Annotated in this window: 29 protein-coding genes; 19 read left to right on the top strand and 10 right to left on the bottom strand. The window is 69.2% G+C overall.

Annotation, left to right across the window (positions count from 1 at the left end; genetic code table 11):
• Positions 1-10: 10 nt before the first annotated feature.
• From IE290_RS00695 to IE290_RS00680, 4 genes are read left to right on the top strand one after another with little or no spacing between them, the layout of a single operon-like run.
• Positions 11-1318, top strand: coding sequence for an MFS transporter (locus IE290_RS00695; protein WP_191242525.1), 1308 nt, complete (start codon positions 11-13; stop codon positions 1316-1318).
• Positions 1319-1346: 28 nt separating this feature from the next.
• Positions 1347-2090, top strand: coding sequence for an SDR family oxidoreductase (locus tag IE290_RS00690; protein ID WP_191242524.1), 744 nt, complete (start codon positions 1347-1349; stop codon positions 2088-2090).
• A gap of 1 nt (position 2091) precedes the next feature.
• Positions 2092-3291 carry an aspartate transaminase gene (locus IE290_RS00685; RefSeq protein WP_191242523.1) on the top strand — a complete coding sequence of 400 codons (1200 nt, stop codon included), beginning with the start codon at positions 2092-2094 and terminating at the stop codon, positions 3289-3291.
• 11 nt (positions 3292-3302) lie between these two features.
• The gene (locus tag IE290_RS00680; protein ID WP_191242522.1) at positions 3303-3974 is read left to right on the top strand and encodes a 4-carboxy-4-hydroxy-2-oxoadipate aldolase/oxaloacetate decarboxylase; all 672 of its coding nucleotides are present in this window, start codon (positions 3303-3305) and stop codon (positions 3972-3974) included.
• Positions 3975-4013: 39 nt separating this feature from the next.
• Here the strand turns inward: IE290_RS00680 and IE290_RS00675 are convergent, their stop codons facing one another.
• On the bottom strand, positions 4014-4673 hold the full coding sequence (locus IE290_RS00675; protein WP_191242521.1) for a FadR/GntR family transcriptional regulator: 660 nt from the start codon (positions 4671-4673) through the stop codon (positions 4014-4016).
• 123 nt (positions 4674-4796) lie between these two features.
• Here IE290_RS00675 and IE290_RS00670 point away from each other — a divergent pair, with 123 nt between their 5' ends.
• The 4 genes from IE290_RS00670 to IE290_RS00655 are packed head-to-tail and all read left to right on the top strand — an operon-like array spanning position 4797 to position 8131.
• Positions 4797-5681, top strand: coding sequence for a fumarylacetoacetate hydrolase family protein (locus tag IE290_RS00670; protein ID WP_191242520.1), 885 nt, complete (start codon positions 4797-4799; stop codon positions 5679-5681).
• Positions 5682-5692: 11 nt separating this feature from the next.
• Entirely contained in the window at positions 5693-6454 is a 762-nt protein-coding gene (locus IE290_RS00665; RefSeq protein ID WP_191242519.1) for an alpha/beta fold hydrolase, read from the top strand.
• A 28-nt stretch (positions 6455-6482) separates the two neighbouring features.
• Positions 6483-7721 (top strand): metal-dependent hydrolase family protein, encoded by a 1239-nt coding sequence (locus IE290_RS00660; RefSeq protein ID WP_191242518.1) that lies wholly within the window; start codon positions 6483-6485, stop codon positions 7719-7721.
• A complete protein-coding gene (locus IE290_RS00655) occupies positions 7718-8131 on the top strand; it encodes a DUF1636 family protein (RefSeq protein ID WP_191242517.1) in 414 nt (137 codons plus the stop codon). The genes IE290_RS00660 and IE290_RS00655 overlap by 4 nt, the downstream gene beginning before the upstream one ends.
• A 153-nt stretch (positions 8132-8284) precedes the next feature.
• Here IE290_RS00655 and IE290_RS00650 read toward each other — a convergent pair whose 3' ends face one another.
• Positions 8285-9157, bottom strand: a complete 873-nt coding sequence (locus IE290_RS00650; RefSeq protein WP_191242516.1) for an NmrA/HSCARG family protein — start codon at positions 9155-9157, stop codon at positions 8285-8287.
• 135 nt (positions 9158-9292) lie between these two features.
• On the opposite strand from IE290_RS00650, the gene IE290_RS00645 reads away from it, so the two are divergent.
• From IE290_RS00645 to IE290_RS00630, 4 genes are all read left to right on the top strand, one after another.
• Entirely contained in the window at positions 9293-9739 is a 447-nt protein-coding gene (locus IE290_RS00645) for a MarR family winged helix-turn-helix transcriptional regulator (protein WP_229874314.1), read from the top strand.
• A gap of 221 nt (positions 9740-9960) precedes the next feature.
• Positions 9961-10497 carry a limonene-1,2-epoxide hydrolase family protein gene (locus tag IE290_RS00640; protein WP_191242514.1) on the top strand — a complete coding sequence of 179 codons (537 nt, stop codon included), beginning with the start codon at positions 9961-9963 and terminating at the stop codon, positions 10495-10497.
• A gap of 324 nt (positions 10498-10821) precedes the next feature.
• Positions 10822-11676 (top strand): SDR family oxidoreductase, encoded by an 855-nt coding sequence (locus IE290_RS00635; protein ID WP_229873995.1) that lies wholly within the window; start codon positions 10822-10824, stop codon positions 11674-11676.
• A gap of 1 nt (position 11677) precedes the next feature.
• Positions 11678-12190 carry a hypothetical protein gene (locus tag IE290_RS00630; RefSeq protein WP_191242513.1) on the top strand — a complete coding sequence of 171 codons (513 nt, stop codon included), beginning with the start codon at positions 11678-11680 and terminating at the stop codon, positions 12188-12190.
• Between the two features lie 892 nt (positions 12191-13082).
• Here the strand turns inward: IE290_RS00630 and IE290_RS00625 are convergent.
• A complete protein-coding gene (locus tag IE290_RS00625) occupies positions 13083-13703 on the bottom strand; it encodes a TetR/AcrR family transcriptional regulator (protein ID WP_191242512.1) in 621 nt (206 codons plus the stop codon).
• A 61-nt stretch (positions 13704-13764) separates the two neighbouring features.
• On the opposite strand from IE290_RS00625, the gene IE290_RS00620 reads away from it, so the two are divergent.
• Together IE290_RS00620 and IE290_RS00615 are read left to right on the top strand one after the other, a co-directional pair.
• Positions 13765-14712 carry an alpha/beta hydrolase gene (locus IE290_RS00620; protein ID WP_191242511.1) on the top strand — a complete coding sequence of 316 codons (948 nt, stop codon included), beginning with the start codon at positions 13765-13767 and terminating at the stop codon, positions 14710-14712.
• Between the two features lie 119 nt (positions 14713-14831).
• Positions 14832-15413, top strand: a complete 582-nt coding sequence (locus IE290_RS00615) for a saccharopine dehydrogenase family protein (RefSeq protein WP_229873990.1) — start codon at positions 14832-14834, stop codon at positions 15411-15413.
• Positions 15414-15481: 68 nt separating this feature from the next.
• On the opposite strand, the gene IE290_RS00610 is transcribed toward IE290_RS00615, so the two are convergent.
• Positions 15482-16492, bottom strand: coding sequence for an AraC family transcriptional regulator (locus tag IE290_RS00610; RefSeq protein WP_191242510.1), 1011 nt, complete (start codon positions 16490-16492; stop codon positions 15482-15484).
• Between the two features lie 84 nt (positions 16493-16576).
• On the opposite strand from IE290_RS00610, the gene IE290_RS00605 reads away from it, so the two are divergent.
• Entirely contained in the window at positions 16577-18070 is a 1494-nt protein-coding gene (locus IE290_RS00605) for a flavin-containing monooxygenase (RefSeq protein WP_191242509.1), read from the top strand.
• Entirely contained in the window at positions 18067-18843 is a 777-nt protein-coding gene (locus IE290_RS00600) for an alpha/beta hydrolase (RefSeq protein WP_191242508.1), read from the top strand. The genes IE290_RS00605 and IE290_RS00600 overlap by 4 nt, the downstream gene beginning before the upstream one ends.
• Positions 18844-19108: 265 nt before the next feature.
• On the opposite strand, the gene IE290_RS00595 is transcribed toward IE290_RS00600, so the two are convergent.
• Complete coding sequence (locus IE290_RS00595; RefSeq protein ID WP_191242507.1) at positions 19109-19630, bottom strand: hypothetical protein; 522 nt, start codon at positions 19628-19630, stop codon at positions 19109-19111.
• A gap of 455 nt (positions 19631-20085) precedes the next feature.
• Positions 20086-20214, bottom strand: a complete 129-nt coding sequence (locus IE290_RS00590) for an RHS repeat-associated core domain-containing protein (protein ID WP_191243888.1) — start codon at positions 20212-20214, stop codon at positions 20086-20088.
• Positions 20215-20595: 381 nt separating this feature from the next.
• On the opposite strand from IE290_RS00590, the gene IE290_RS38635 reads away from it, so the two are divergent.
• Positions 20596-20724, top strand: a complete 129-nt coding sequence (locus IE290_RS38635; protein ID WP_444541884.1) for a hypothetical protein — start codon at positions 20596-20598, stop codon at positions 20722-20724.
• A 390-nt stretch (positions 20725-21114) separates the two neighbouring features.
• The gene (locus IE290_RS38630; RefSeq protein WP_444541883.1) at positions 21115-21279 is read left to right on the top strand and encodes a hypothetical protein; all 165 of its coding nucleotides are present in this window, start codon (positions 21115-21117) and stop codon (positions 21277-21279) included.
• A gap of 187 nt (positions 21280-21466) precedes the next feature.
• On the opposite strand, the gene IE290_RS00585 is transcribed toward IE290_RS38630, so the two are convergent.
• Entirely contained in the window at positions 21467-21835 is a 369-nt protein-coding gene (locus IE290_RS00585; RefSeq protein WP_191242506.1) for a hypothetical protein, read from the bottom strand.
• A 137-nt stretch (positions 21836-21972) separates the two neighbouring features.
• Between IE290_RS00585 and IE290_RS00580 the strand changes: the two genes are divergently transcribed.
• Entirely contained in the window at positions 21973-22128 is a 156-nt protein-coding gene (locus IE290_RS00580) for a hypothetical protein (protein WP_191242505.1), read from the top strand.
• Between the two features lie 60 nt (positions 22129-22188).
• Here the strand turns inward: IE290_RS00580 and IE290_RS00575 are convergent, their stop codons facing one another.
• Genes IE290_RS00575 through IE290_RS00565 form a run of 3 tightly spaced genes read right to left on the bottom strand, consistent with a single transcriptional unit; the run spans position 22189 to position 25682 of the window.
• The gene (locus tag IE290_RS00575) at positions 22189-23523 is read right to left on the bottom strand and encodes an MFS transporter (RefSeq protein WP_191242504.1); all 1335 of its coding nucleotides are present in this window, start codon (positions 23521-23523) and stop codon (positions 22189-22191) included.
• Positions 23524-23559: 36 nt separating this feature from the next.
• Entirely contained in the window at positions 23560-24780 is a 1221-nt protein-coding gene (locus IE290_RS00570; RefSeq protein WP_229873986.1) for a xanthine dehydrogenase family Fe-S subunit, read from the bottom strand.
• Positions 24777-25682: an FAD binding domain-containing protein gene (locus IE290_RS00565; RefSeq protein WP_191242503.1), complete on the bottom strand. Its 906-nt coding sequence runs from the start codon at positions 25680-25682 to the stop codon at positions 24777-24779. The genes IE290_RS00570 and IE290_RS00565 overlap by 4 nt, the downstream gene beginning before the upstream one ends.

Genomic DNA, 25682 nt, shown 5'->3' with positions numbered 1-25682 from the left:
GGAGTCCACCATGAGTACCGTGGCGTCATCCCAGTCGAACGTGGTCGATCCCAGGACCGCCCGCAAGGTCACCCTGGCCGGCTGTGTCGGCATCTTCGCCGAGCTCTACGACAACGGCATCTTCGGGTTCATGGCGGGCACGCTCGCCGCGGTGTTCTTCCCGGACTCGGCCAACGCCGTGATGCTGGTCTTCGTCGGCTACGCGATCTCGTTCTTCTTCCGCCCGCTCGGCGGGATCATCTGCGGCCACCTCGGCGACCGGATCGGCCGTCAGCGGATGCTCGTGTTCGTCATCATGCTGATCAGCGTCGCCACCGCCGCCATCGGCCTCCTGCCCACCTACGCGGCGATCGGGATCGCGGCGCCGATCCTGCTGATCCTGCTGCGGGTCCTGCAGGGGTTCTCGGTCGGCGGTGAAGCCGCGGGAGCCATGACGTTCCTCGCCGAGCACGCCCCACCGGGCAAACGCGGCCTCTACACCAGCTACGCTCAGATCGCGTCGTTCCTGTCGCTGCTGACCGGCACACTGATCGCCGCCGCGATGACCAGCGGCCTCGGGGCCGACCGGATGCAGTCCTTCGGCTGGCGGATCCCGTTCCTGCTCGCCATCCCGCTGGGTATCACCGGCCTCTACATCCGCCGCCGCATCTCCGACACCCCCAACTTCACGCGGCTCCAGGAGGAAGGCGGCCTGGCACGCAACCCGCTGAAGGAGGCGTTTTCCTCGCCCCGGCACCGGCGCGCGATGCTGCTGGCCCTGTTCATCCCGCTCATGAACGGCTCCGGCTACTACGTCCTGTTCACCTACATGCCCACCTTCATGAGCAAGGAGCTGCACTTCGGCAAGGTCGAAGGCCTCCTGGTGACCGCGGTGAGCCTCGTGGCGATCTCCGTGGCGATCCCGTTCATGGGAGCCCTCTCGGACAAGGTCGGCCGCAAGAAGGTCATCGCCGGCGCCGCCATCGCGATGGCCCTCGCGGGTGTCCCCTGCTACCTGCTCATCGGCACCGGCAACGTCGCACTCGCGATCCTGGGCGCCAGCATCATGGCGGTCATCTTCGCCGGGCACACCGGCGTCATACACATCCTGCTCGTCGAGCTGTTCCCCACCCGGGTGCGCTACTCCGCCTACGGGCTGGGCTACAACATCTCCTCCGCCGTCTTCGGCGGCACCGCGCCACTGCTGATGACGTTCCTCATCGGACAGACCGGCGACGTCCACATTCCCGCCTACTACGCCGTCCTCACCGCGCTGGGCACGCTCATCGCGGTGTCCCGGGTGCGCGACCGGGCCCACGAGCCCCTGCGCGACGCCTGACCCAACCCCACCAAGGAGCACTGGAAAAATGCCGTTTTCCGACTACAAGACCGCCCTGGTCACCGGCGCCTCGACCGGCATCGGCGCCGAGGTCGTGGAACGACTGGCCAAACAGGGCCTGCGGGTCCACGCTGTCGCCCGCAACGCCGAACGGCTCGACGAGCTGGCCCGGCGCACCGGGTGCGTACCGCACGCCGTCGACGTCACCTCCACCGCGGCCCTGACCGAGCTCGTCGACGGTCTCGAGATCGACGTCCTGGTCAACAACGCCGGTGTCTCCCGCACCGGGAACATCCTCACCGCCGACGAGTTCGCCGTCGACGAGCAGGTCGCCGTGAACATCCAGGCCGTCCTGCACCTCGTGCGGCTGGTCATGCCCGGCATGGTCGAGCGGGACCTCGGGCACATCGTCAACATCAGCTCGATCGCCGGGGTCTACAACTTCCGCGGCAACACCATCTACCACGCCACGAAGTCCGCCGTGCACACGCTGTCCCGCCAGCTCCGCGTCGACGCCTTCGGCCGGCGCGTCCGCGTCACCGAGATCTGCCCGGGCCGGGTCGAGACCGAGATCTTCGGGCGTCTGCTCGGCGACATGGACCGCGCCCAGCGGGAGTACTACGACGGGTACGAGTCGCTGAAACCGGAGGACATCGCCGACGCGATCGAGTTCGCCATCACCTCGCCGCGCCACGTCAACGTCGGCCACATCGAGATCCTGCCGACCTTCCAGGTGCCCGGCGGGCTGAACTTCGAGAGGCGGGCGGACTGACATGACCACGGCCGCACGAGTAGCCCGGATCAAGCCCTCGCCCAGCTCGGCGGCGGCGCAACGGGTACGTGAACTGACGGCCCAGGGGCAGCGGATCCTCGACCTGACCGTCGGCGAACCGGACTTCGACACACCGGACCACGTCAAGGCCGCCGCGATCGCCGCCGTCGAACGGGGCGAGACCAAGTACACGCCCGTCAACGGCACGCCCGAACTGCGTGCGGCGATCCGGGCCAAGCTCGGCCACCGCCACGGCCTGCACTACCCGGACGAGGAGATCACCGTCGGCGGTGGCGCCAAGCAGGTCATCTTCCTCGCGCTGATGGCCACGGTCGACCACGGCGACGAAGTGGTCATCCCCGCGCCGTACTGGGTGTCCTACCCGGACATGGTGCTGGCCAACGACGGGACACCGGTCATCGTCGACTGCCCCGAGTACGACGTGTTCAAGCTCACCCCCGCGCGGCTGGAGGCGGCGATCACGCCGCGGACGCGCTGGTTGGTGCTCAATTCCCCCGGCAACCCGACCGGCGCCGCCTACTCGGCGGAGGAGTTACGCGGGCTGGCCGGCGTGCTGCTCGCTCACCCGCAGGTGCACGTGCTCACCGACGAGATCTACGATGAAATCTGGTACGAGCCGGAGAACGTGCCCACGCTCGCGGCCGTGGAACCGCGGCTGCGGGACCGGGTGTTCCTCACCAACGGCGTGTCGAAGACCTACGCGATGACCGGGTGGCGCATCGGCTACGGCGCCGGCCCGCGTGAGCTGGTGGGCGCGATCAACAAGCTGCAGTCCCAGATGTCGTCCTGCCCCTCCTCGGTCAGCCAGGCGGCGGCGGTCGCGGCGCTGACCGGTCCGCAGGACTTCGTGGCCACGGCGGTCGCCACCTACCGCGGCCGCCGGGACCGGGTCGCCAAGCTGCTGGCCGACGTTCCCGGGCTGTCGGTCACCGCACCCAGCGGCGGGTTCTACCTCTTCGTCAACTGCGGCGGGCTGCTCGGCAAGCACACTCCCGCCGGGGACGCGCTGCGCACCGACGAGGAGTTCTCCCGCTACCTACTGGAGTCCGAGCGGGTGGCGGTGATCCACGGCGCCGCCTACGGAACACCCGGCTACTTCCGGGTGTCCTTCGCCACCTCCACCGCCGTCCTGGACGAGGCGTGCGAGGCCATCGCCCGCGCCTGCGCCCGCCTGTCCTGAAAGGATTTCCCTTGCGCGTCAACACGAAGTTCGACCGGCCGGACCGGGCGCTCGTCGAGGAGCTGGCCCGCTTCTCGACTGCCACGATCCACGAAGCTCAGGGGCGGCTCGGCGCGCTGAGCTCGGCCCTCAAACCGGTCGACCCGGGCATGTCGTTGTGCGGCCCGGCGTTCACCGTTCGCTGCGCGCCGCGCGACAACCTGATGCTCCAGGTGGCGATCGCCCACGCACAACCGGGTGACGTCGTCGTGGTGTCGGCGGGTGAGTACGCCGAGGCCGGTTCCTTCGGGGACGTGCTGGCCAACGCCTGCCAGGCCAAGGGCCTCGCCGGACTGGTGACCGACACCGGCGTGCGGGACACGGCCGAGCTGCGCAAGCTGGGGTTCCCGGTCTTCTCCTACAGCGTGTCCATCAAAGGCACGGTCAAGGAGACCGTCGGCCCCATGGCGGAGCCGATCCAGATCGGCGGCGAACTGGTCCGCCCCGGCGACGTGATCCGCGGTGACGCCGACGGCTTAGTCGTGGTGCGCCGCGAGGACCTGGCGTACGCGATCGAGCGGGCCCGCAAGCGCGAAGAGGCGGAAGCCGCCTACATCGCCGCGTACCGGTCGGGCCGCAGCGTCATCGAGGTCAGCAGCCTCGCCGGCGTCCTCGAAGCCAAGGGACTCGTCATCGAGGAGTGACCTCCTCGGCCGCGGGTGAACGCCGGAACGAGGCGGCGCTCACCCGCGGCCGAGGAGGGTGTCGCTGACGTGCTGGAGGTGGGCGCGCATCGCCTCCCCGGCCCCGCCGGGATCGCGGTCACGCAAGGCTTCCACGATGTCGCTGTGTTCCCGGTGGTAACAGCGACGCAGTTCGGGCGTCGAGGTGCGGCGCTTGAGGCTTCCCCACACCGGCAGTGACCGGGCGGTGTTCATCACGTCGAACATCGTCATCAGCAGGCCGTTGTGGGCGGCCACGGCGATGGAGCGGTGCAGGAGCGCGTCGGAGCGTTCGAAACCCTCGAAGTCTTCCGCCGCGCCACCGGCGTCCAGGGCCTCACCGATGCGGGCGAGGTCGGCCTGGGTGGCCACCCGGGCGGCGAGCATGGCGACCTGCGGTTCCAGCAACTGCCGGACCTGCATGATCTCGGCTGGGCTGGTGTCCGCCGGCGCGTCGGCCTCCGCGCGGACGGCCTCGGTGAGGAAGGTGCCGCGCCCGACCTCCCGGATCACCAGCCCGTCGCGTTCGAGCGCGTCCAGCGCGCGCCGGATCGCGCTGCGCGGGGCCGACAGCCGCGCCACCAGATCCCGCTCGGTTGGCAGTTTCGCGCCGGGGCCGAGCGTGCCGTCGCGGGCGCCTTCCGCGACCAGCGCACGCAGGGACTGCTCCACCGTCCTCATGACCCAAGGCTACCATCGTCTGACCAATTGAGACCAATTTGTACACCCTCGACAGCACGGTTGCGAGCACGTAGGGTCTGTCGCAGCAAGAATTGGTCTGCTATTGGTTCAGATTGGTCACACATGAAACTGGTGACGTTCACCGCGGAAGCGGCGGACCGGGTCGGGGTCGCCGACCCCGGGGCCGGACTGGTCCGCGATGTCAGCGCGGTGTTGCCCGACGGGGCCGGGGTGCTCGAAGTCGTCGAGAACTGGGATGCGCTCGGCCCCGCCCTGACCGAGCGCATCCCCGAGCTGCCCGGGGTGCCGCTGGACTCGGTGCGGCTGCGCGCGCCGATTCCGGTGCCCCGCCGCAACGTGTTCTGCGTCGGGAAGAACTACCGCGAACACGTCGCGGAGTTCGGCCGCAGCGGGTACGACACGCCGGGCCGCTCCGAGGCGCTGCCGGACAAACCCATCGTGTTCTCCAAGGCCACCACGTCAGTGACCGGCCCCTACGACGACGTCCAGTCGCATCCCGGGGTCACCTCCGAACTGGACTACGAGGGTGAGCTCGGGGTCATCATCGGCCGGGGCGGCCGCGGCATCAGCCGGGAGCGGGCCTTCGAGCACGTGTGGGGTTACACCATCGTCAACGACGTGACCGCGCGGGACCTGCAGCGCGACCACAAGCAGTGGCTGCTGGGCAAGTCGCTGGACACGCACTGCCCGATGGGCCCCTACGCGGTCAGCGCCGATGAGGTGCCGGACGTGACCGCACTGGAGCTGGAGACCACGGTCAACGGCGAGAACCGCCAGCTGGCGCTGGTCAAGGACCTGATCTTCGACATCCCGGACCTGATCGCCACCCTGTCGGCGGGAATCACGCTGCTGCCCGGCGACATCATCGCCACCGGCACCCCGGCCGGGGTCGGCATCGGCTTCGAGCCACCGAAGTTCCTGTCCCACGGCGACGTCGTCGAGGTCGCCATCACCGGCCTCGGTGTGCTGCGCAACCGGATCGTGTGAAGGAGACCAACATGAACGTCAACGGTGCGGACCTCGCCGTGGAGGTCCACGGTGACGGCCCCGCAGTGCTGATGGTGCACGGCCTGGGCGGCACGTCCAACCTCTACCAGGTTCAGGCCGACTCCCTGGCCGAACGCTTCCGGGTGATCCGCGTCGACTCGGCCGGCGCCGGTCGCTCCGGCCTGCGGGAGGGCATCAGCATCACCACGCACGCCGACGACCTCGCCGCCGTCCTTGGCACGCTCGGCGTCGACACGGCCGCGGTTGTGGGCCATTCGATGGGCACCTTGGTGGCGCGCGACTTCGCCAGGCGTTACCCCGCGAAGGTGTCCACGCTGGCGCTGCTCGGCGCGGTCGCCGAACCCGCCGAAGCCGGACGGCAGGCCCAGCGCGATCGGGCCGCCCTCCTGCGCGCCCAGGGCACCGCGGCCGTGGCGCCCGGTGTCGTCGCGAACGCCCTGTCCGAGGCGACCCGCCGCGACAAGCCCGAGGTCGCCGCGTTCGTGCGCGAGCTGGTCATGCGCCAGGACCCGGAAGGCTACGCCCGCAACTGCGAGGCGCTGGCCGCGGCGGAGGACCCGGGACCGGTGCCCGCTCAGCTGCCTCTGCTGCTGGTCACCGGCGCCGACGACAAGGTCGGTCCCCCGTCGGTCAGCGAGGCGCTGGCCGCGGCGCACGGGAACGCCACACTCGACGTCCTGCCCGGCGTAGGCCACTGGACGCCGCTGGAAGCCGCACGCGAAACCACCGAGCTGCTGCTCAAGTTCCTCTGACACCAACCCTCAACGGCGAGGAGAGCCCATGTCCATCCCGGCGAACAAGACCCTGTTCCGCGACGTGTCCATTCTGGACTCGACCGGCGCCGAACCCTACCGGGGCGACGTCCTGGTCGACCACGACCGCATCGTCTCGGTCGGCGCGACCGCGCCGGGCGCCGCGGACGGCGCCCGCGTGATCGAGGGCCGCGGCCGCACCCTCATGTCCGGGCTGTGCGACGCGCACACCCACTTCACCTGGAACAACAGCGGGGACCTCGACGGACTGGCGGCCCTGCCGGTCGAGGAGCACCTGCTGTTCGCGATCGAGTCCGCCCGCTCCTACATCGACTCCGGCTACACCATGTGCCTGGGCGCCGCCTCCGCCAAGGACCGGCTCGACGTCGTGTGCCGCGACGCCATCAACGCCGGCCGCATCCCCGGCCCCCGCTACCTGGCCAACGGACCGGAAATCGCGGTCACCGGCGGCGAGCTCGTCAAGGGCATCACCTGGTTCGCCGACGGCCCCGAGGAGATGCGCAAGACCGTGCGCAAACTCATCGAGATCGGCGTCGACCAGATCAAGCTGTCCATGACCGGCGAGGAGATCACCGGCACCCAGCGCGCCGAGGACACCTACATGTCCGACGAAGAGGTCGCCGCAGCCGTCACCGAAGCGCACCGGCGCGGCAAGCGGGTCTGTGCCCACGCCCGCAGTGCGGAGAGCGTGAAGATGTGCGTGCGGCACGGGGTCGACATCGTCTACCACGCCAGCTTCACCGACGAAGAAGGCATGGACCTGCTGGAGTCCGCCAAGGACTGGATCTTCGTCGCACCCGGGGTGAACTGGCTGGTGGCCACCCTGTACGAGGCGGCCGACTTCGGCTACCCGCAGGAAGCCGCCGAAGCCGCGGGCTACAAGCGCGAACTGGAGATGGCCACCGCCGCGATGATCGAGATGCACAAGCGGGGCATCCGGGTCCTGCCCGGTGGCGACTACGGCTTCGCCTGGACGCCGCACGGCACCTACGCCCGCGACCTGCAGCACTTCGTCGAGCGCTTCGAATACACGCCGATGGAGGCGATCCTGGCCGCCACCGCGCTCGGCGGGGAGATCATGCTGCGCCCGCACGAGCTCGGCAAGGTCCAGCCCGGCTACCTGGCCGACCTGCTCCTCGTCGACGGGGACCCGCTCGCCGACATCACCGTCCTGCAGGACCACGACAAACTGCACTACATCATGAAGGACGGCAAGTTCCACAAGGAAACCCCCGACCAGCGGTGATCACCCCGCGGCCGCCCGGCACCCCGCCGGGCGGCCGCTACCGCACCCCGAGGAACACCATGCCCCTGCTCGTCTGCCGCACCTGCCCCCGCTACGACACCCACCGCACCGGCCAGTTCGGCCACGCACTGCTCGCCGCCCTCGCCACACACCCCGGCGCGGATGGAATCACCGTCCGAAGTGTCCAGTGCCTCGGCGGCTGCCCCCGCGACGGGGTGGTCGCCGTCGACGGACCGGGCAAGACCCGCGTCCGCTTCGCCGGGCTGACGGCCGGAGACGCCGAGGCGATCCTCGAAGCAGCGCGCGCCCACGACACCTGCCCCAGCGGCGACCCCGCCGAATGGCCGGTGCCCGAGGGCCTGCAAACCCGGATCAGCTCCGTCACGGTCAAGCGCGCACCGCGCGCGTGAGCGTCCTCGTTCTCGACGGCGAACCCGCGCTCCTCCCCCGCCAGGGGTTCGAGCGTGGCGAACTGCGGGGCCAGCAACGCCGGCGGCATGAAACCCCGCAACCACGTCGATCGTGCACAGCGCCATAGGGGCCCGCGGCGCCGCCGTCGGAGGTCAGCGGGCGCCCGGCCGCCAGCCGCTGGTGCGGAGCCAGGATTCCAGGCTGGTGAGGGCGGGATGGAGGCGGCGCAGCGCCGGCAGATCGGCGCGGTAGCCCTCGCGGTCGAACCAGCCGAACATCGCGGCCATCTCCGCGCTGATCGCCTGCAACTGCTCGATCGGCTGCTGCTCGTACCGGGCGGGGATACCGGTCACCCTGGCGAAGACCTCGGCCATCTGCGGCCCGGTGAGTTCGTCCCCGGCGAGCTCGATCCGACGCCCGATCCAGTGCGCGGGGTCGTCGAAGGCGTCTGCGGCGAACACCCCGATGTCGGCGGTGGCGATCAACTGCAGCGGAACCTCGGGCCGCAGCCACAGGCCCAGCACGAGCTCGCCGTCCACGAGACGAGGTCCGACGTGGTGGAAGCCGTCGTAGAACATGGCCGGCCGCAACACCGTCACCGGCAGGCCGAGCGCCTCGATGTGTTGCTCAACCTGCCACTTGCTGTTGAAATGCGGCACTCCGCTGTCCCGCTCCGCTCCCCCCACCGAGCTGTACACCAGGTGCGCCACCTGCGCTCGCGCCGCGGCGTCGGCCACCGCCTTGCCCTGCCGCTCCTCTGCCGCGACACCACCGGGTCCCTCGAACGTCTGCACGCTGAACACGCCCCGCACCCCGCGCATGGCCGCTTCCAGCGACTCCGGATCGTCCAGATCCCCGCGGACCAGCCACGCACCCGCGGCGGCCAGTTCCCGTGCCGCGGGAGCCTCCGCATCGCGCACCAGTGCGCGCACGGTGCGCCCCCGCCGCAGCAGCTCCCGCGCCACGGCACCGCCTTGCCGGCCGGTGCCGCCGATCACCAGGACTGGCTCGCTGTTTTCCGCCATCACACGCCTCCTCGAAGTTGCTTGGCATGGCAAGTATATTGCTTGTCATACCAAGTTTACGAGCGGGTGTGACGAACCACCGACTCCGACCGGTACGGTTGTCGTGCCAAGTAACGCGGGAATCGGGAGTTGCGCGTGGTCGAACAAGGCGAAATCAGCCGCGGCATCGCGGCCGTTGCCCGTGCACATCTGGCGGTGGCCGGGCGGCTCCTCCGGGAGTGCGGCCTCTATCCGGGGCAGGAGCTGCTGCTGATGCGGCTGTGGGAGAACGACCACCGATCGCAGACCGACCTCGCCCGGGCGCTCGACCTCGACCTGTCCACCGTGAGCCGGACCGTGCAGGCACTGGAGCGCAACGGCTTCGTCGTCCGCGGCTCGTCGACGACCGATCGGCGGTCGGTGATCGTCTCGCTCACACCGGCAGGCCGGGAGCTGCGCCCGGCCATCGAACGGATGTGGACCACGCTGGACGCCGTCACGACCGCCGGGCTGTCCGACCGTCAGCAAACGGACCTGCTGCGCTTGCTGCGGCGCGTGGAACGCAACCTGCTCGACGCCGACAGCCCGTCCGCCGGCACCTGACCGCCGCGAGCAGCCCCGCTCGCGTAGCGGCCGGCCCGTCGCACGTGACCGGCGATGCGCACCTCGGACGACCTGCGCACGCCGATGACGCACAGCGCCCAGGGCCTGCTCCGTGGTCAGCACAGACGTGCCGAAGGCGTTGACGTGACGGCCGCTACACCTCTACGCTCTAGATAGATTGTTCTATTGACAACGCCGTCAAACTTCTTGGAGGTACGACAATGGGTGAGCTGAGCAAGAAGGAGATGGAGGAGATCCTGCTCGAGCACGAGATCGCCGAGCTGGAGGAGGACGTCGAGCGCACCATGGCCACGCTGGTCGATGAACCGCAGTACGAGCTCCCCACCCTGGGTTTCGCGATCCGTGGGGCCGACGCGGTCCGGGAAACCTACCGCCGGATCATGCGGAGGGTCGTGTCCCGCGACGTCGCCGCCGAGATGCGGGTGCACGCCATCGCCGCCAACACCCTGATCCGCGAGGCCTGCGTCTCGTTCAACCTCGCCGACGGCCGCCGGGTCACCGGTACCTACAGCGTCATCATGTCGTTCGACGCCGAGAAGAAGAAGATCACCGGCGAGCGGATGTACATGGACACGAATTTCGCCGCCTACATGACCGAGCAGCTCGGCGACGACTTCGCCGACGTGCCCGGCGTGACGGCTCTGGGCGATGTCCTGCCGAACATCGAGCGGCACGACGCCTTCGCCGTGGCCGAGCGCAAGGGCAAGACCATCAACCGCCCGACCGTCGACGTCTGAGGGCCGCTCCTCGGCGACTCGGTGCCGGGCGATCCCGCTGGATTTGGGCTCGTCCGGACGCCGTGCGCCATCGAACCGAATCGCCAGGACACGATTCGAGGAGAGTCAGTGCCGCCGCACCTCGGGCCGCGGCGGCACTGGGCACACCAGCGGTCCCGGCAGTGCCACTCCCTGCCATGAGTCCGCAAGCACGGCATGACGAGCCGTCCGCGGGACTCCTGCTCACCGAGCACGACGTGGCCATGGTCCCCGGGGCCTGCCCTGCGGCGGCCTGACGACGCATCATCCATCCAACCACCACAAACGATCAGTGAAGGTCTTGTCGTGAATGCACCCATCCCCACTCGCACGCCGCTTCCGAGTGCGCTCGCCGGTGAGACCGTCGTCATCGTCGGCGGCACGTCCGGGATCGGCCTGGCCGCCGGATCGCTGCTCCGCTCGGTCGGCGCCCGGGTGGTGCTCATCGGCCGCGACCCCGGCCGCCTCGAGTCCGCCGTCAAACAGCTGCGCGCCGAGTATCCAGGTGACGACGAAGCCGTCCAGGGCGTGGCCGGCGACGGCGGCGACGAGAGTGTCCTGAACGCGGCCTTCGACCTGGGTGGCCACGTCGATCACCTCCTCGTCACCGCGGGCACCTCCCAAGGCATGGGGTTGCTCGGCGATCTGTCGCTCGATGTCCTGCGGAGTACGTTCGAGTCCAGGGTTCCCGCCGCCTTCGTCGCGGCCAGGGTGGCCGGGGCGCGGCTCCCCGCGGGTGGGTCGCTCACGCTCAGCTCGGGCACGATGTCCCGCAAGCCGGTGCCGGGCACAGCTGTCGGGAACGCGATGGCAGGTGCCGTCGAGGTGATGACCAGGTCCATCGGCGTGGAGCTCGCCGCCTCGCGGATCCGCGTGAACACCGTGCGCTTCGGCCGGACTGTCACGCCACTGCTGCGCGGCTACCCCGGCTTCGAGTCCGACGAGGCGATCGCGGCTGCCGGCTCGACCTGGCCGCTCGGCGCTTCGGCACCGCGGAGGAGGCCGCCGCGGCGGCGCTCTTCCTCATGGCCAACAACTACGTCACCGGCCAGATCATCACCGTCGACGGTGGCGAAACCATGGCGTGAGATCCGAACCGACACCCGCCGAACCCACAAGGCCGATCCGCGGAGCGGGGGCCTGGACAAGAACTGGAGATGACATGGCCGACCTGACCCTGGAGGAGATGGAGCAGATCCTCTACCGCCACGAAATGGCCGAGCTGTCCAAGGATCTCGACGCGACGATGGCGACTGTCGTCGCCAACCCGCACTACGAGTTTCCGTCGTGGGGCTGGGCCGCGGACGGTCCGGAGGCCGTCCGCGAGCACTACCGCCGCGCGCTCGCCGACATCGACCGCGGCGACCCGGCCTCGAAGATGCGAGTTCACGGCGTCGGCCCGAACACCCTGTTCCGCGAGGCGTCCTTCTCCTTCAACCGGGAGGACGGCGAGCGGGTGACCGGCCAGTACCTCGCCGTCATCGAGTTCGACCCGGTCGAGAAGAAGGTCAAGAGCGAGCGCCAGTACGGCGACTCCGTCTTCGCCGAGTACCTGGCACCGCACTGCGGCCCCGACTACGGCGAGATCCCGGGCGTGTCCCGCCTAAACTCCAACATCACGCCGATCACGCGCGAGGACATGTACGCCGAGGCAGGCCGCGCCCTGGACGACTGAACCGCGTCGGGGGCATCCCGCCAGCTGGTGGCCGGACGACGACGTCGCCGGCCATCAGCGTCTCGGCGGGTAGCTCTGGATCACCACTTTTGAAAACGGGGCGTACGACCGAACCCGAAAGGAGGCAGCAGGCACGGATGCTCAGGCCAGGGCGCGAGGAATCACAGGATGTGGACCGGCGTCCACGACCGGCCGGTCGAGCGCTCAGCCACCGGTGGATCAAGGGCACCGATCTCGCCGCGCTACTTGACGAAGCTGCGAACCGCTCCGGTCGATTCGCCAGCGAGCGGCTCCGCCTAGACTTCCCCGGGGCATCCAGGACAACAAGAGTGCCAAGATCAACGCCTGGACGTTTCTGACGGGCAGGCAGCGTTCTTCCTTACTTCATCCGTGAGGGCCGCCTGCACCGCATGGAAAAGCGCGGGCGCGGCCCGCTGCCCTACCCGCACTACCTCTACGGCTTGATCGCCGCCGCCCGCGCCGCTCCCGACGGAATGAGCCAGTAGCCGCTGCTGAGCACAACGTCGCGTCGCCCGTCTTCACGTGGCAGTGATCGGCGATTCCATAGCGATCACCGGGTGCGCCGAACCCTCGGCGGGTGAAAGTGCCAGCGTTACCGCGGACCAGGTGGCACGCCATTCGGTCGGAGCGGATGTTCGAGCACCCGGTCACGAACCGGAGCCGCGGCCCGCCGGCGGGTGGACGCTACCAACGTGGGCGCAGGCAATGTGCACCGCCGCCATCGGCGTCGACGGACGCAGCTCCTGTGCCCCTCCTGCCGACCTGGCGATCCTCGACGCGGGGCCGGGCGGGTCCAGAAGCTCGCGGCAAGTGCGGCATCGACCTGGTGGCGGAGGAGCCATCGGCGAAGCAACGCGTGGCTCCCCACGGCTCATCCTGGTGTGCGACTCTCCGTTGAGGCCGAGAGAACGCCATCGAGGACAAGATCAACGAGGCGCTCAGCGATGTCGTCAGCCAAGGGCCGGCGGCGGGCGAGGATGCGGAAGTGCATGGTGCCGATCAACGCCTCGTAGGCAAGCTCCGCAACGGAAGCATCAGCGATCTCGCCGCGCTCTACGGCACGGTCAAAGATGACTTGGGCCTTCGCGAAGCGGTCCGCCCAGAATGCATCCCGGAGAGCCGCGGTGGTTGCGTCCTCGCCCGTGGCGCCCAGGTAGGCCAGCGAGTAGCCGGCCGGAGTGCGCAGGAACGTAGCCACGCCGGAGACCACCTGCAATAGATCACCACGAAGAGACCCGGTGTCCGTCATCTCGAGCTGTTCGCTGGAGAGCGTCAACAGGACGTCTCTGTAGAGCGCGTCCTTGCTGCCCCACTTCCGGTAGATCGTCGTCTCGTTGACGCCGGCGCGCATTGCGATCTGCGCGACCGTGACCTCGGCCGGTGAGAACTCGGCCAAGAGTGCCGCCGCTGCGTCGAGTACCGCCCGGCGAGTGCGGGCGGTGCGTCCGCCTGGTCGGCTGTGGTGCGGGGATGGCTTCGATGTCGTGCTCACCACACCAGCATAAACGCAAGTACGACTTGCATTAAGAGTCGCCTGGAGTCACCATCGAGTCATGACGACCTACAGCCAGCAGCCCGAGTGGCGTGCGATCCAAGAATTCCTGCCCGCCAAGTACCGACTGACACCCGAGACGGAACCCGTGGAAGAGTGGTGGGACCATCGCGGACACCGCATCCACCTCGACACGTACCGCAATCCCCAGGCACCGGCGAAGGTGATCCTGTTCCACGGGGTAGGCACCAACGGCCGCCAGATGACCACGATCCTGGGCCGCCCCCTGGCGGACATGGGCTACGAGACGATCGCGATCGACATGCCCACCTACGGCATCACCCAGGTCGCCGAGGGCGCCCCGGTGACCTACGACGACTGGGTCCAGATCGGCTCCGACCTGGTCGACGCCGAGCTGGCCAAGGACGATCGCCCGATCATCCTCTACGGCCTCTCGGCCGGCGGTATGGAGACCTACCACGTGGCCGCGCTGAACAAGAAGGTCAAGGGCATCGTCGGCATGACCTTCCTCGACACCGCGGTCTTCCAGGTGCGCAAGGAGACCGGCTTCGACCCGATCAGCGGCATCCTGGGCGCCCCGACCATGCGGCTGCTCAACAAGATCGGCCTGGGACGGGTGCGCGTGCCGATGCGCTACGTGTCCAAGATGCGCGCGCTCGTCAACAACCGGGCTGCCAAGAATGTCACCTACAAGGACAAGACGTCGGCAGGCAACAGCGTCTCCATCGCGTTCCTGGACTCGTGGCTCAGCTACCGTCCGGTCGTCGCTGCCGAGGAGTTCGACGTGTGCCCCGTCCTGCTCACCCAGCCGGCCGCCGACGCGTGGACTCCGCTACATCTCTCAAAGCCGTTTCTCAACCGGATCACCAAGGTCCCGGTCAAGACCGTCATGCTCGACAACGGGGGCCACTACCCGCTGGAGCAGCCTGCCCTCGACCAGATGGTTGCCGCCATCTCGGCGTTCGTGGCCGAGCGGGCCGCGGCCTGACGACGACGGGCACCATCGTTGGCTCAGGCGCGACCGGGTTCACTGGTCGCCCGGCAGCCGAGGCGTCGGTCCACCAGAGGCGTCGACTGGCGCGCGTCGGCGTCACCAACCGTGCCTCGGTGCGGGCCCTCGATGGGCCCGGCGACGTGCTCGTCACCACGGTCGGGCCGGTCGAACGCTTCGGACACCCCGTCGCCGCAGCGGCCGCTTCGGTCGGCGCGCACTACGTCGACTCGACCGGCGAGGTCGGGTTCGCGCGCGACCTCCGCACGCGCCACTATCAAGCCGCCCGAGCGACCGGCTCGACGATGCTCCCCGCCTTCGGCTACGACTGCGGGCCGATCACCGCCATCTCGCCGGTGGCGAACCTCATCGCGCGCCGGCCACTCGGCGAACGCATCGTCGCTCATGTCAGCAAAGCGGCAATCGGACCGGCAGGCGGGCCCGACACATCCGAGCGGGCCAAGACACCGATTCACGTGGTCGCCCGAGCGTCCGACGCGTCAGGGCACGTCATCGCCCAGGCCCACGTCGGGGGACCGAGCATCTACTCCCTCACCGGCGGGCTGCTGGCTGCTGCGGCGGCGCGGCTCGTCGATGGCGAGGCAACCACCGCAGACGTCCGCCCACTGGACGCCTTCGGTTTGGGAGGCCTCGCTGCGCTCTGCGCCGAAACGGGCCTGCGCCCCGTGCCTCGATGATTCTCAAGGACGCCTGAGCCCCGTCCCACACACCGGGGCGCCCCGCGCTTGCGTAAATCGAACACCGGTCAGCGCCCAGCGAGGTACCTGGTCGGGGTGGTGCCGTACCACCGTCGAAACGAGCGGTTGAAGGTGCTCTGCTCGACGTAGCCGAGCATGCCGGCGAGTTGGCGAAGCTGCAGTCCGGGCGTGGCGAGCAGCCGGGCCGCCTGTTCCTTGCGCTCCTCGTCGAGGATCGTCGCGAAGGTGGTGCCTTCGGCGGCCAGCTGCCGCTGCAGCGTGCGCGGATGCAGGCCGAGGTGGCGGGCGACGGTCGTCGTGGTGCAGGTGCCGGTTGGAAGGAGCCGTCGTACCAGCTCTGCGACTCGGGGCACGAGGTCCTGACCGGGCGTGTACGACGCGTCGAGGTACCGCGACACGAGCCGGAGCGTCGCCGGGTCGGCGGTGTCGATCGGCCGCTGTGCCGCCGCGAGGCTGATGCGGATGCCGCACCACTCCTGGCCGAAGAGGACCGGCGCGCCGAAGAACTCCTCGTACGTCGCCGGGTCGCTCTGGGCGGCGTGGCGGAATGCGACCGCCTCGAACACCAAGTCGGCGCCGCCGAGGAGCCGGGCGATCCGCTCGCCGTTGGCGAGGCTCAGCTCGTAGGGCTGGGCGAGGTAGGGCAGGCCGCGTTCCTGGATGTCAAAAAGGAAGGTCACCGCGCCGTCCCGGTATCCGACCTCGCCGGGCCGGGCGACCGAGAGGTGCAGCGCAGGCGAGTGGATGTGGAGGTAGCGGGCGATCTGCGCGAATCCGTCGGCCACCGTCGAGGCGTGTCGCGCCATGACCGCGACCGGCCCGAGGATGTCGATCCCCTGCCAGCCCGAGAGCCGCAGCCCGAAGTCGGGACACCCGAGCTCACGGGCGGTCTCGTCGAGGAGGTAGGCGAGGCTGGCGTAGGGGATGAAGGCGTCCTCGACCGACGCGACCCCCGGGGGGATCCGATGCCGGGTGAGCAGCGCCTCCGGGTCACCGCCGAGCTCGCGCACCAGCTCGGCGAACCCGAGCAAGTTGGTCGCCCGGATGAGGCTGCCCACCTCCACCTCCACCTGTCGCGAAATGCTTAAAAGCTGTCGCGATCCGACAATACTTTGTGACCTGTGTTACGTCACGCTCTTGGCATGAACACCCACACGAACGTCCTCGTGATCGGCGCCGGCGTCTCGGGCATCGGCGTCGCCAGCCGCCTCCGCAAGGAGTTCCCCGAGCGCACGCTGGCGGTCCTCGAGCGCCGTGAGCGCATCGGCGGGACCTGGGATCTCTTCCGCTATCCCGGAGTGCGCTCGGACTCGGACATGTTCACCTTCGGCTACGAGTTGCGCCCGTGGAACGAGCTCAAGGTCCTCGCGGACGGCACCTCGATCCGCAACTACGTCGTAGCGACGGCGAAGCAGTTCGGCGTCGAGCAGTTGATCAGCTACGGACGCAAGGTGGTCGGCGCCGACTGGTCGAGCACCGAGCGCCGCTGGACCGTCACCTCGCTGATCGAGGCGACCGGCGAGACCGAGACGCGCACGTGCGACTTCCTTGTCACCGCGACGGGCTACTACGACTACGACAACGGCTACCAGCCCGACTTCCCTGGTGCCGACCAGTTCCAGGGCCAGCTCGTCCACCCGCAGCACTGGCCCGAGGGTCTGGACTATTCCGGCAAGAAGGTGGTCGTGATCGGCTCCGGGGCCACCGCGATCACCCTCGTCCCGGCGATGGCCAAGGGCGGTGCCGGGCACGTCACGATGCTGCAGCGGTCCCCTACCTACGTGATGTCGCTGCCGTCAGTCGACAAGATGACCGCGGTCCAGCGCCGGTTCCTACCCCGCCACCTGTCCGACCGCCTCACCCGCGCGCGCAACATCGCGGTATGGCGGGCGACGTATTTCGGCTCGCGGCGTTTCCCCGCACTGAGTCGGGCGCTGCTGCTGCGCGGTGTCCGCAAGCACGTGGGCGATGACTACGACATGACGCACTTTTCGCCGACGTACAATCCGTGGGACCAGCGTCTGTGCGCCGTACCGGACGGCGACCTCTTCACCGCGATCACGAGTGGCAAGGCGTCGGTCGTCACCGACACGATCGAGGCGTTCACCCCGAAGGGCATCCTGCTCACCTCCGGCCAGGAGCTCGAGGCCGACATCATCGTCTCCGCCACCGGCCTGTCGATGCAGCCGCTCGGTGGCGCCGTGTTGAGCGTCGACGGCGTCGCGCGGCAGCTCAAGGACGGCATGACCTACAAGAGCGTGATGCTCGAGGACGTACCTAACCTGGCCTGGGTCTTCGGATACACGAATATCTCGTGGACGCTCAAGGTCGACCTGGCGAGCTCCTATCTGGTGCGACTGTTGAAGGAGATGGATGCGACGCACACGGAGGTCGTCACGCCTGTCGACCGAGGCGACAACGCGACCGACGCCAGCGTCGCCGACGGGGAGCTCACGGCCGGCTACATCCTCCGCGCTGCCGGGGAGCTGCCGCGCCAGGGCCGCGGCTTCCCGTGGCGGATGGTGATGGACTACAAGCACGACCGGAAGGTGCTGCTGGAGGACCCGATCGACGACGGCATCCTCGAGTTCACCCCGGCCCGGACGGCCGCGGTCGCCCAGACGGCTTCGGCGTGACCCGGAGGCTTCCGGAGCTGGAGGTGCTCGGCCCGGACACCTCGGCGGCGTCCGGGTCGGGACTTCCTCCGCTCCTGTTCGTGCCCGGGCTCGGTCACAGCGCGCGGTGCTGGGACAACTGGCGTATGGCGGCGAACCAGGCCGGCTACCTGGCGTACGCGATGTCGCTGCGCGGCCACGGTGCCAGCACGGGCCCACTCCTCACGTCCCGACTGGGGCAGTATCGCGACGACGTCATCCGGGTGGCCGCACAGCTGCCGGCACAGCCGGTGCTCGTCGGCCACTCGATGGGCGGCCTGGTGTCGCTGATGGCCGCCGCCCGGCACCGGGTGCGCGGACTAGTGCTGGTCGCCTCGGTCGCCGCCCGCCCCGGCGTCGGCTCGTTCTTGTCGGTGGCGCGCCAGCACCCCGGCGACGCCATACAGATGGTTGTGGGCCGCACGCTGCCGATGCGGCCGGAGTACCTCTACGAGGCCCTCGACCGGGCGAGCGCCCGGCGCTGGATCGCCGAGGCCGGCAAGGAGGCACCACTGGCCCAGCACCAGATCATCTTCCACCGCCCGCCGAAGGCACCGCTGGGCGATCCGCGCATCCTGTGCGTGGCGGCCACCGCAGACCGGCTAGTGCCGTTGACCGACGTCAAGGACACCGCCCGCAGATACGGCGCCGCCCTGCACCAGTTCGACCGAATCGGTCACAACATGATGCAGGACGACGGCTGGGAGATCGTCTGGGCCGATGTCCACGCGTGGCTCCGGAGGGTAATCCGTTGAGCCCCAGGCAGGGTTGCGCAGGTTGGGGATCTCGTTCTCCGGCGACCAGTGCTTGCGGGACCGGCCGATGTCGCCGCGGTAGGAGCACTCAGTGCGCTCGAGCAGGAAGCTGTCTAAGTAGCGCTGCTTCTCGGTGAACCCGGCGGTGCCGATCAGCAGGTAGCGGCCGTCGCCGAGGCTGCGCAGTTCGTCGGCCATGTTCACGAAGCCGCAGGCGGAGTGGTAGGCCCGGTAGATGAGCTGGTACGGCCGATTCAAGACGCACTCAAGCTGATAGGACCTCTCCCCACCGTGCTCCCCGCGTGAGCATCGAACAACACAGCGCATGTCCGTCGCCCCGGCGGCCGCACCCTCTGCCACCAGCAGGAACCCCAGCGCCGACCCGGCAGCGGGAACTACGAGCGTTTTCAGAGGGCTCAGGATCGTCATGAGAACGCTTACAAACCCTCTGATTCCCCAGTAACTCTTGGCGGGCTTCGTCCTCGTCATATATTCCTTGGATGTAGTCCTCGAAACGGCCACCCTTCAAGGTCACCAGATTCAACTCGAGCACTTCGCGGGGAGGCGTGCCCGACGATGCCCTGTTGAACCACCTCTTCTTGATCAAAAACACGTCCAAAACCAGGTAGATGTAGCCGATGTCCTTATCGTCGCGACGCAGCGCAGCCACTCTTCCCGCAAACTGCTTCAACGCTGGATCCAGCGGCACAGGGTTGTCGAATGATCGGCCAGGAAAAAGCCACCTCATTTGTTCACCTACGTCGGAAAATTGGGCGACGATGCTCAACGTGGAAGTTGAAGTAGTCATGGCGCCCCTTGTCGATGAATTCCAGGTTGGAAGACCAACCTCGTCCCTTCCGCGCGGGCGCTCGCCAATGGTGGTGGGCGTAGAACGCATCGGCGCACCGTTACGTGCTGTCCCGCGCGTCGCACGCCGACCCATCGTCCACATTCGACCTGCGATCCTCGACGTCAGGCGTGACGCTCGGATACTGGGCAACTTGTTACCCACCTTCATCGCATACCTAGCCACAGTGGCCACTTTAGCCGCCTTGTAGATGAAAGTTGCAGCTCCTCCAGTAATCGCCCCCAGCAGCGTAAACCGCGACTTTGCCCCAGTTTCCCCGGATGGCGTTGCCGACTGCAGCGACTCCGTTGGCTACAGCCCCGATCGGTCCAGGAATGTACGCGGCATACTCTGCAACCTTCGTCACCACGTTCACAGCCGACTTAAGCCAACCCCTACATATGGCCGTCGAGGTCGACGGTGTTGATCGGGCCGCCGGCGACGTAGTCGTTGGCGGAGCCGCCCTCCTGGGGATCGACGGAGAGGAACCGGCCGAGGAGCGGGATGTAGGGCCGGGCTCCCATCTGGACGAGGGACAGTGCGCCGGTGTGTTCGTAGGGGCGCTGGTAACGGCCCCGGCAGCCGTCAGCGGCTGGCCGTAGGGGTCGTAGGTGCGCAGGTCGCCGACCTGGTGACCGGCCGCGTCGGTGGTGAGGACCAGGTCGCCGCGGACGGTGGGGTGGTCGTAGGTGGGTGTGAAGGCGCCGTCGCTGCCGACCTTGCTGGTGAACAGCACCCCGCCGGGCAGGGACAGCGACACGGAGGTGAGCCGGTTGTTGCCGTCGAGGGTGAGGTCGGCGGTGTCGCTGTCGCCGGTGTAGCCGTAGCGGGCGACGGTGTTGTTGTCGCAGTTGAGCGGGTCGCGCCGGATGATGCGGTTGGTCGCGTCGCGGGTGTAGACGACGTTGGCGTTCAGCACTGGGGTGGGGCTGACGGTCTGGGCGCTGATGTTGCGGTCGGAGCCGTCCCACTTCAGCGTGGTGACGGTGCCGTCCGCGGCCCTCCAGCTGGTGGTGTTGCCGTCGGCGTCGTAGACGACGTTGGTCAGTGCGGTGGCGCCTTCGGTGGCCAGGAGCCGGTCGGCGGCGCCGTAGCAGTAACGGGTCCGGGCGGTGCCGGATGCGGTCTGGTCGAGCAGCCGCATGCGGTTGGTGTTGAGGCCCGCGTTGCTCTGGGTGCCGGTCGGGCAGGTCGCCGAGGCGGTCGAGGTGTAGTCGGGGGTGTAGTGGTGTCCGGCGACGTAGGCCTCGGTCAGGCGTCCGACGCCGTCGTAGATGTAGTTGGGTGCGTTCGGTCTGGCAGCCACGCCGGCGAGGGATTCGTCGATGATCGTGCCGGCCGAGGTGCGGCCGACCTGGCTGACGATGTCCTTCCCGTCGCTGGTCTTCCACCCCAGGCTGGTCAGCCGGGCGGCGTAATCCTTCGTGACCGTGGCGACGGTGGTGCTGTCCAGCTTCTGGGTGAGCACCCGCCCGGCGTCGTCATTGGTGAACGACAACGTCCGAGGTGCGTCGGCCGGGTCCGGCGGGGTGATGGTGCCCTTGTCGTCCGACACCGACGTGGTGAGGGGGTCGCCGCCGACGGCGTAGTTGTGCGTCACCGTCCGGGCGGGCGCGTCCGCTGAGGCGGGGACGCGCTCTTCCAGCGGCCGGTCGCGGACGTCGTAGGTGGTGCAGGTCCAGGCGCCGCCGGTGGCTTCGGCGATCACCCGCCCGGAGGCGTCATAAACCTGCTCGTCGACCCGGGCGGGGCCGGCTGCCGCGGTGGTGGAGGTGGTCAGCTTGGGCATGCCGCCCTGGTTGACCACGGGGCTGCCAGCGACGCGGGGTTGGCCCTGGTCTCGGTGTCGCCGTAGTAGGTGTAGGTGGTTTTGGCACCAGTGGCCATATTGCGCAGATACCCGGTTCCGGGTGCCTCGTAGCCGACCGACCCCGCGATCTTCAGGCCACCTGGGTTGACCTGGCCGGACGACGCCAGCCCGTAGACCGGGTCAAGGCCGTTCTCGTCGAAGCCGACATCAACCTGCCCGGCGTGTTCAAGGCCTCCCGGACGGTGATCCCGCACATCCACGCGGGCGGCCGCAGTTCCCTCGTCTTCACGTCGTCGACCGCCGGGCTCAAGGGGGTCGCGGGCTGCACGCACCACGCGGCGGCATCGTCGGTCCCATGCGACTCTCGCGCGCGAGCCGGCACCGGAGTCGATCCGCGTCAACACCATCCACCCCACCGGGTCGACTCCCCCATGTCCGACAACGAGTTTTTCCCCGGTGGCTCGACGCACACATGGAACTCGGTGACGCGATGCGGTACAACCTGATGCCGGTCGACGCGATGCCAGTACGCGACGTGTCCGATGTCGTCTTGTTCCTGGTGTCCGACGCGAGCAAGTGGCTCACTGGCACCACCCAGCAGATCGACGCGGGATTCATGCTGGAGTGAGCTGTGGCCGGCCCCGCTCCGCGTGGGCGGGGCCGGCCAACGAACCTCGGCGGCCAGCCCTCAGGCGGGCGTGACGTCGTCGGCGACGGTTGGCCGCGCATCGCGCTCGCGGTCGAGGGCGCCCCGGGTTTCCGGGCTCGCGAGGACCGCGAGGACGAACACCACGGTCGCGCCCACCAGAAACATCGCGAGCCGCGAGGGAACGTCCGCCAGCTCCGGGCTGAGGAGACTCACCAGGGTCGGCATCAGCCCGCCGAGCATGAAGCCCAGGTTCCAGCTCACCGCCGTACCCCTGGCCCGCAGCCCGGTCGGATACCGCTCGTTGAGGAAGATCATCAGCGGCGAGTACGCGGCGTTGGACAGCATCACCATGACCACGCACAGCAGCGCCACGACCGTCCCGCGATCGCCTCCCGCGGAGGTGATGCCCCCGGTGAGCACGGGCAACGCGACGAGGTTGCACAGACCGAACCCGAGCATGGTCCGGCGGCGGCCGAGGCGTTCACTCAGCTCGCCCGCGCCGATCGCGGCCCCAACGACCACGACACTGCTGAGCAGCAGGACGATGCCGCGCTGGGCGGCCGGGACCCCGACCACTTCGCTGAGCAGGGTGGGCAGGTACCCGGAGGTCAGGTAGTACTGCGCGCCACCCCCGGCGGCCACCGCGATGTTCAACGCGAGGATCTTCTTGCCGCGCCCCCGGAGCAGCTCCCGGAACGGCACCGGTGCCTGCCGCTTGGCCTGGAACTCCGGGGATTCGTCGACCTTGCGCAGCACGAACAGGCTCAGCAGTGCGCTGAGCAGCCCGCAGAAGAACAGCACCCGCCAGCCCCACTGGTCGAACGCCGGGCCGGGGAAGAGCGCCGTGACCACGATGTAGGCCAGGCTGGCCAGCGCGGCGCCGAGGCCCGCTCCCCCGGCCCCGATCAGCCCGCTCATCAGCCCACGCCAGCGGGGACCGATGCTCTCCGTGCCGAGCGTGTGCGTGGTCGCGGTGACGCCGCCGACGAACAGTCCCTGCGCGATCCGCAGTGCCAGGAACAGGATCGGGGCGAGCACCCCGACCGCGGCGTGGGTCGGCACCAAGCCCATCGCCGCCGTGGTGAGGCCCACGCCGCCCATCACCAGAACCATGACCGCCTTGCGCCCCTTGCGGTCGGCCAGCTCTCCGAAGATCGCCGCGCCCGCCGGGCGCATCACGACGGTGACCGCGAACGAACCGAACACCGCGGCGATCCCCAGGGTGGGGCTGGTGCTCGGGAAGATGTTCTTGCTGATCGGTCCGGCCACGTAGAGCAGCAGGAACAGGTCGAACAGGTCGAAGGACCAGCCGGCGACGGAAGCGAATACCGCGGCACGAGGCGACTTTGACCGTGGTGCGATATCAGGTGTCACAGTTTTCCCCTCACGGGATAGGGACCGGGAACCGGATCAGCGGGACTTGCGGCGCAGGGCTGTCCGGATCCGGTCGAACAGCGGGGCGAACAGGAGCTTCAGCGCGCTCGGCGCTTCCACCGGACCGCTGGGAGCCTGCCCGGAGGTCGCGGCTTCGCGCAGGGCGTCCGCGAACTGCTCGAACATGCGCCGGCTGACGTCACCGGCGAGCGCGCGGCCGAACTGCGCGATGCGCCCGGTGAGGTACACCTCGGCCTTGGCCCGCATCACCGTGCCGCTGGCCGTGGCCTCGGTGCGCAGCACGATGTCGGCCTGGGTCTGCGCGCCACCGGTGTCCTGCCCCTGTGCGAGCACGCGCAGGCGCTGACCGGCGCGGTCGTGCTCGACGACGTGCGCGACGCCCTTGAACGCGAGCTTGATCGGGCCCACCGACACGCGCGCGCGGCCGGCGTAGTGGTCCTCGCCGAGGTCCTCGGTGAGCTCCGCGCCGGGCAGGCAGCGGGCGAGCAGGGACACGTCGTCGAACACGCGCCACACCGCGTCCACGGGCACGCCGATCTCGGTCCCGATGTCGACCGCGATCGTCGGATCGCCGTCCGGGAGCACGATGTCGATCCGACGGCTGCTCTCGGTTTCCTCGGTGACCTCACGGCCGTCGGTGCTGCCGCCCGCCTGGCCGGTGGCCCGGCCCACGAGCGCGCGCTGCGCGCAGTTGCCCGGGGCCGGGATGCCGCCGGGGTGTGCCTCCTGGGTTTCCCTGACCGCGGTGAGGATGTTGCGGTACCCGGTGCAGCGGCAGATGACCCCGGACAGCTCCTCCGGCAGTTCCTCCTCGGTCACCTCAGGCTGGTTGCTGAGCAGGTCGTAGGAACTCATCAAGAAGCCCGGGGTGCAGAAACCACACTGCAGCGCGTGGTTGCGGCCGAAGGCCTCCTGCAGCGGGTGCAGGTCGTCCGGTCTACCCAAACCCTCCACGGTGACGACGTCGGCCCCGTCGAGCTGGACCGCGAACAGCAGACAGGCCCGGGCCGCCTCCCCGTCCACGAGCACCGTGCACATCCCGCACACCCCGTGTTCGCAGCCCACGTGCGTGCCGGTGAGCCCGAGGTGGTCGCGCAGCGCGTCGGCGAGCGTGACGCGCGCGGGCAGGCTGAGCACGGCGGGTGTGCCGTTCACCGTCATCCTGACTTCGACGAGGTCGTCCGCCGCCGCCTTCACGGTGCGGGGTTTTCCGTTCTGTGCCAACACTTCGGTCACGAGTCCACCTCACCGGCGCTCGTGCGAGCGCGTTCGTATGCCTTGCTCAGTTCCCGGCTCGCCAGCGTGCGGAACAGGCGGCGGCGGTAGTCGCGTGACGCGTGAGCGTCGCCATCGGTGTCGACCAGCTCCTCCGCCACGGCGGTGAGCGGACCGGACAGTGCGCCCGGCAGGCTGGTCACATCACCGCCGCTTTCGCGCAGTGCCGCGGCGAGCTCACCGGCGGCCGAGCGGGTGACCGGCCGGTCGGACACGCCGAACCCGGTCAGTTCCGCGTCGGTCTCCGTGCCGCGCACGCGAACCCGGGCGACGACCCCGGCCAGTGCGAAGTCCCCGTGCCTGCGCGCGATCTCGGCGAACCCGAAACCCTCACCCTTCCCGGCGACCGGGAAGCGCACCGCGGTCAGGATGTCCTCGGGCCCGAGCGCGGTCGTCATCGCGCCGGAGAAGAACTCCCTGGCCGGCACCTGGCGGGCGCCGCCGGTGCCGGTCACGGTCAGCTCGGCGTTCAGGCAGCACGCCACGGCAGGCAGCTCGGCGGCCGGGTCGGCGTGCGCGAGGCTCCCGCACACGGTGCCGCGGCTGCGCAGTTCCCGGTGACCGACCCACGGCAGCGCCATGCCCAGCAAGGGAACCGCGGCGCTCACCGGGTCGCGCTCGACCCGGCGCTGGCGTACCGTGGCGCCGATCTCCAGGTACCCGTCCGCGATGCCGAACCGATCGAGCTCGGTCACGGAATTGATGTCCACCAAGGTCGCGGGGCGGGCGAGCCGCATCGCCAGAACAGGCACCAGCGACTGCCCACCCGCGATGACCTTGCCGCCGCCGCCCGTGCTCACGAGTTCGGCGATCGCGTCGGACAGACTCGACGGCCGGACGTAGGCGAATGGTGCGGCTTTCAT

The sequence above is a fragment of the Amycolatopsis deserti genome (assembly GCF_014653945.1).
Classification (GTDB): domain Bacteria; phylum Actinomycetota; class Actinomycetes; order Mycobacteriales; family Pseudonocardiaceae; genus Amycolatopsis_E; species Amycolatopsis_E deserti.
The sequence above is the reverse complement of the archived record's forward strand: the minus strand, read 5'-3'. Positions and strand labels throughout refer to the sequence as shown.

What these genes read in the sequence shown, in the direction of transcription:
- IE290_RS00565 (WP_191242503.1), bottom strand. Translation starts at nt 25,682, where the DNA reads ATGAAAGCCGCACCATTCGCCTACGTCCGGCCGTCGAGTCTGTCCGAC.
- IE290_RS00620 (WP_191242511.1), top strand. Translation starts at nt 13,765, where the DNA reads ATGACGACCTACAGCCAGCAGCCCGAGTGGCGTGCGATCCAAGAATTC.
- IE290_RS00605 (WP_191242509.1), top strand. Translation starts at nt 16,577, where the DNA reads ATGAACACCCACACGAACGTCCTCGTGATCGGCGCCGGCGTCTCGGGC.
- IE290_RS00660 (WP_191242518.1), top strand. Translation starts at nt 6,483, where the DNA reads ATGTCCATCCCGGCGAACAAGACCCTGTTCCGCGACGTGTCCATTCTG.
- IE290_RS00650 (WP_191242516.1), bottom strand. Translation starts at nt 9,157, where the DNA reads ATGGCGGAAAACAGCGAGCCAGTCCTGGTGATCGGCGGCACCGGCCGG.
- IE290_RS00695 (WP_191242525.1), top strand. Translation starts at nt 11, where the DNA reads ATGAGTACCGTGGCGTCATCCCAGTCGAACGTGGTCGATCCCAGGACC.
- IE290_RS00640 (WP_191242514.1), top strand. Translation starts at nt 9,961, where the DNA reads ATGGGTGAGCTGAGCAAGAAGGAGATGGAGGAGATCCTGCTCGAGCAC.
- IE290_RS00630 (WP_191242513.1), top strand. Translation starts at nt 11,678, where the DNA reads ATGGCCGACCTGACCCTGGAGGAGATGGAGCAGATCCTCTACCGCCAC.
- IE290_RS00580 (WP_191242505.1), top strand. Translation starts at nt 21,973, where the DNA reads ATGGAACTCGGTGACGCGATGCGGTACAACCTGATGCCGGTCGACGCG.
- IE290_RS00675 (WP_191242521.1), bottom strand. Translation starts at nt 4,673, where the DNA reads ATGAGGACGGTGGAGCAGTCCCTGCGTGCGCTGGTCGCGGAAGGCGCC.
- IE290_RS00690 (WP_191242524.1), top strand. Translation starts at nt 1,347, where the DNA reads ATGCCGTTTTCCGACTACAAGACCGCCCTGGTCACCGGCGCCTCGACC.
- IE290_RS00665 (WP_191242519.1), top strand. Translation starts at nt 5,693, where the DNA reads ATGAACGTCAACGGTGCGGACCTCGCCGTGGAGGTCCACGGTGACGGC.
- IE290_RS00590 (WP_191243888.1), bottom strand. Translation starts at nt 20,214, where the DNA reads ATGGGAGCCCGGCCCTACATCCCGCTCCTCGGCCGGTTCCTCTCCGTC.
- IE290_RS00685 (WP_191242523.1), top strand. Translation starts at nt 2,092, where the DNA reads ATGACCACGGCCGCACGAGTAGCCCGGATCAAGCCCTCGCCCAGCTCG.
- IE290_RS00670 (WP_191242520.1), top strand. Translation starts at nt 4,797, where the DNA reads ATGAAACTGGTGACGTTCACCGCGGAAGCGGCGGACCGGGTCGGGGTC.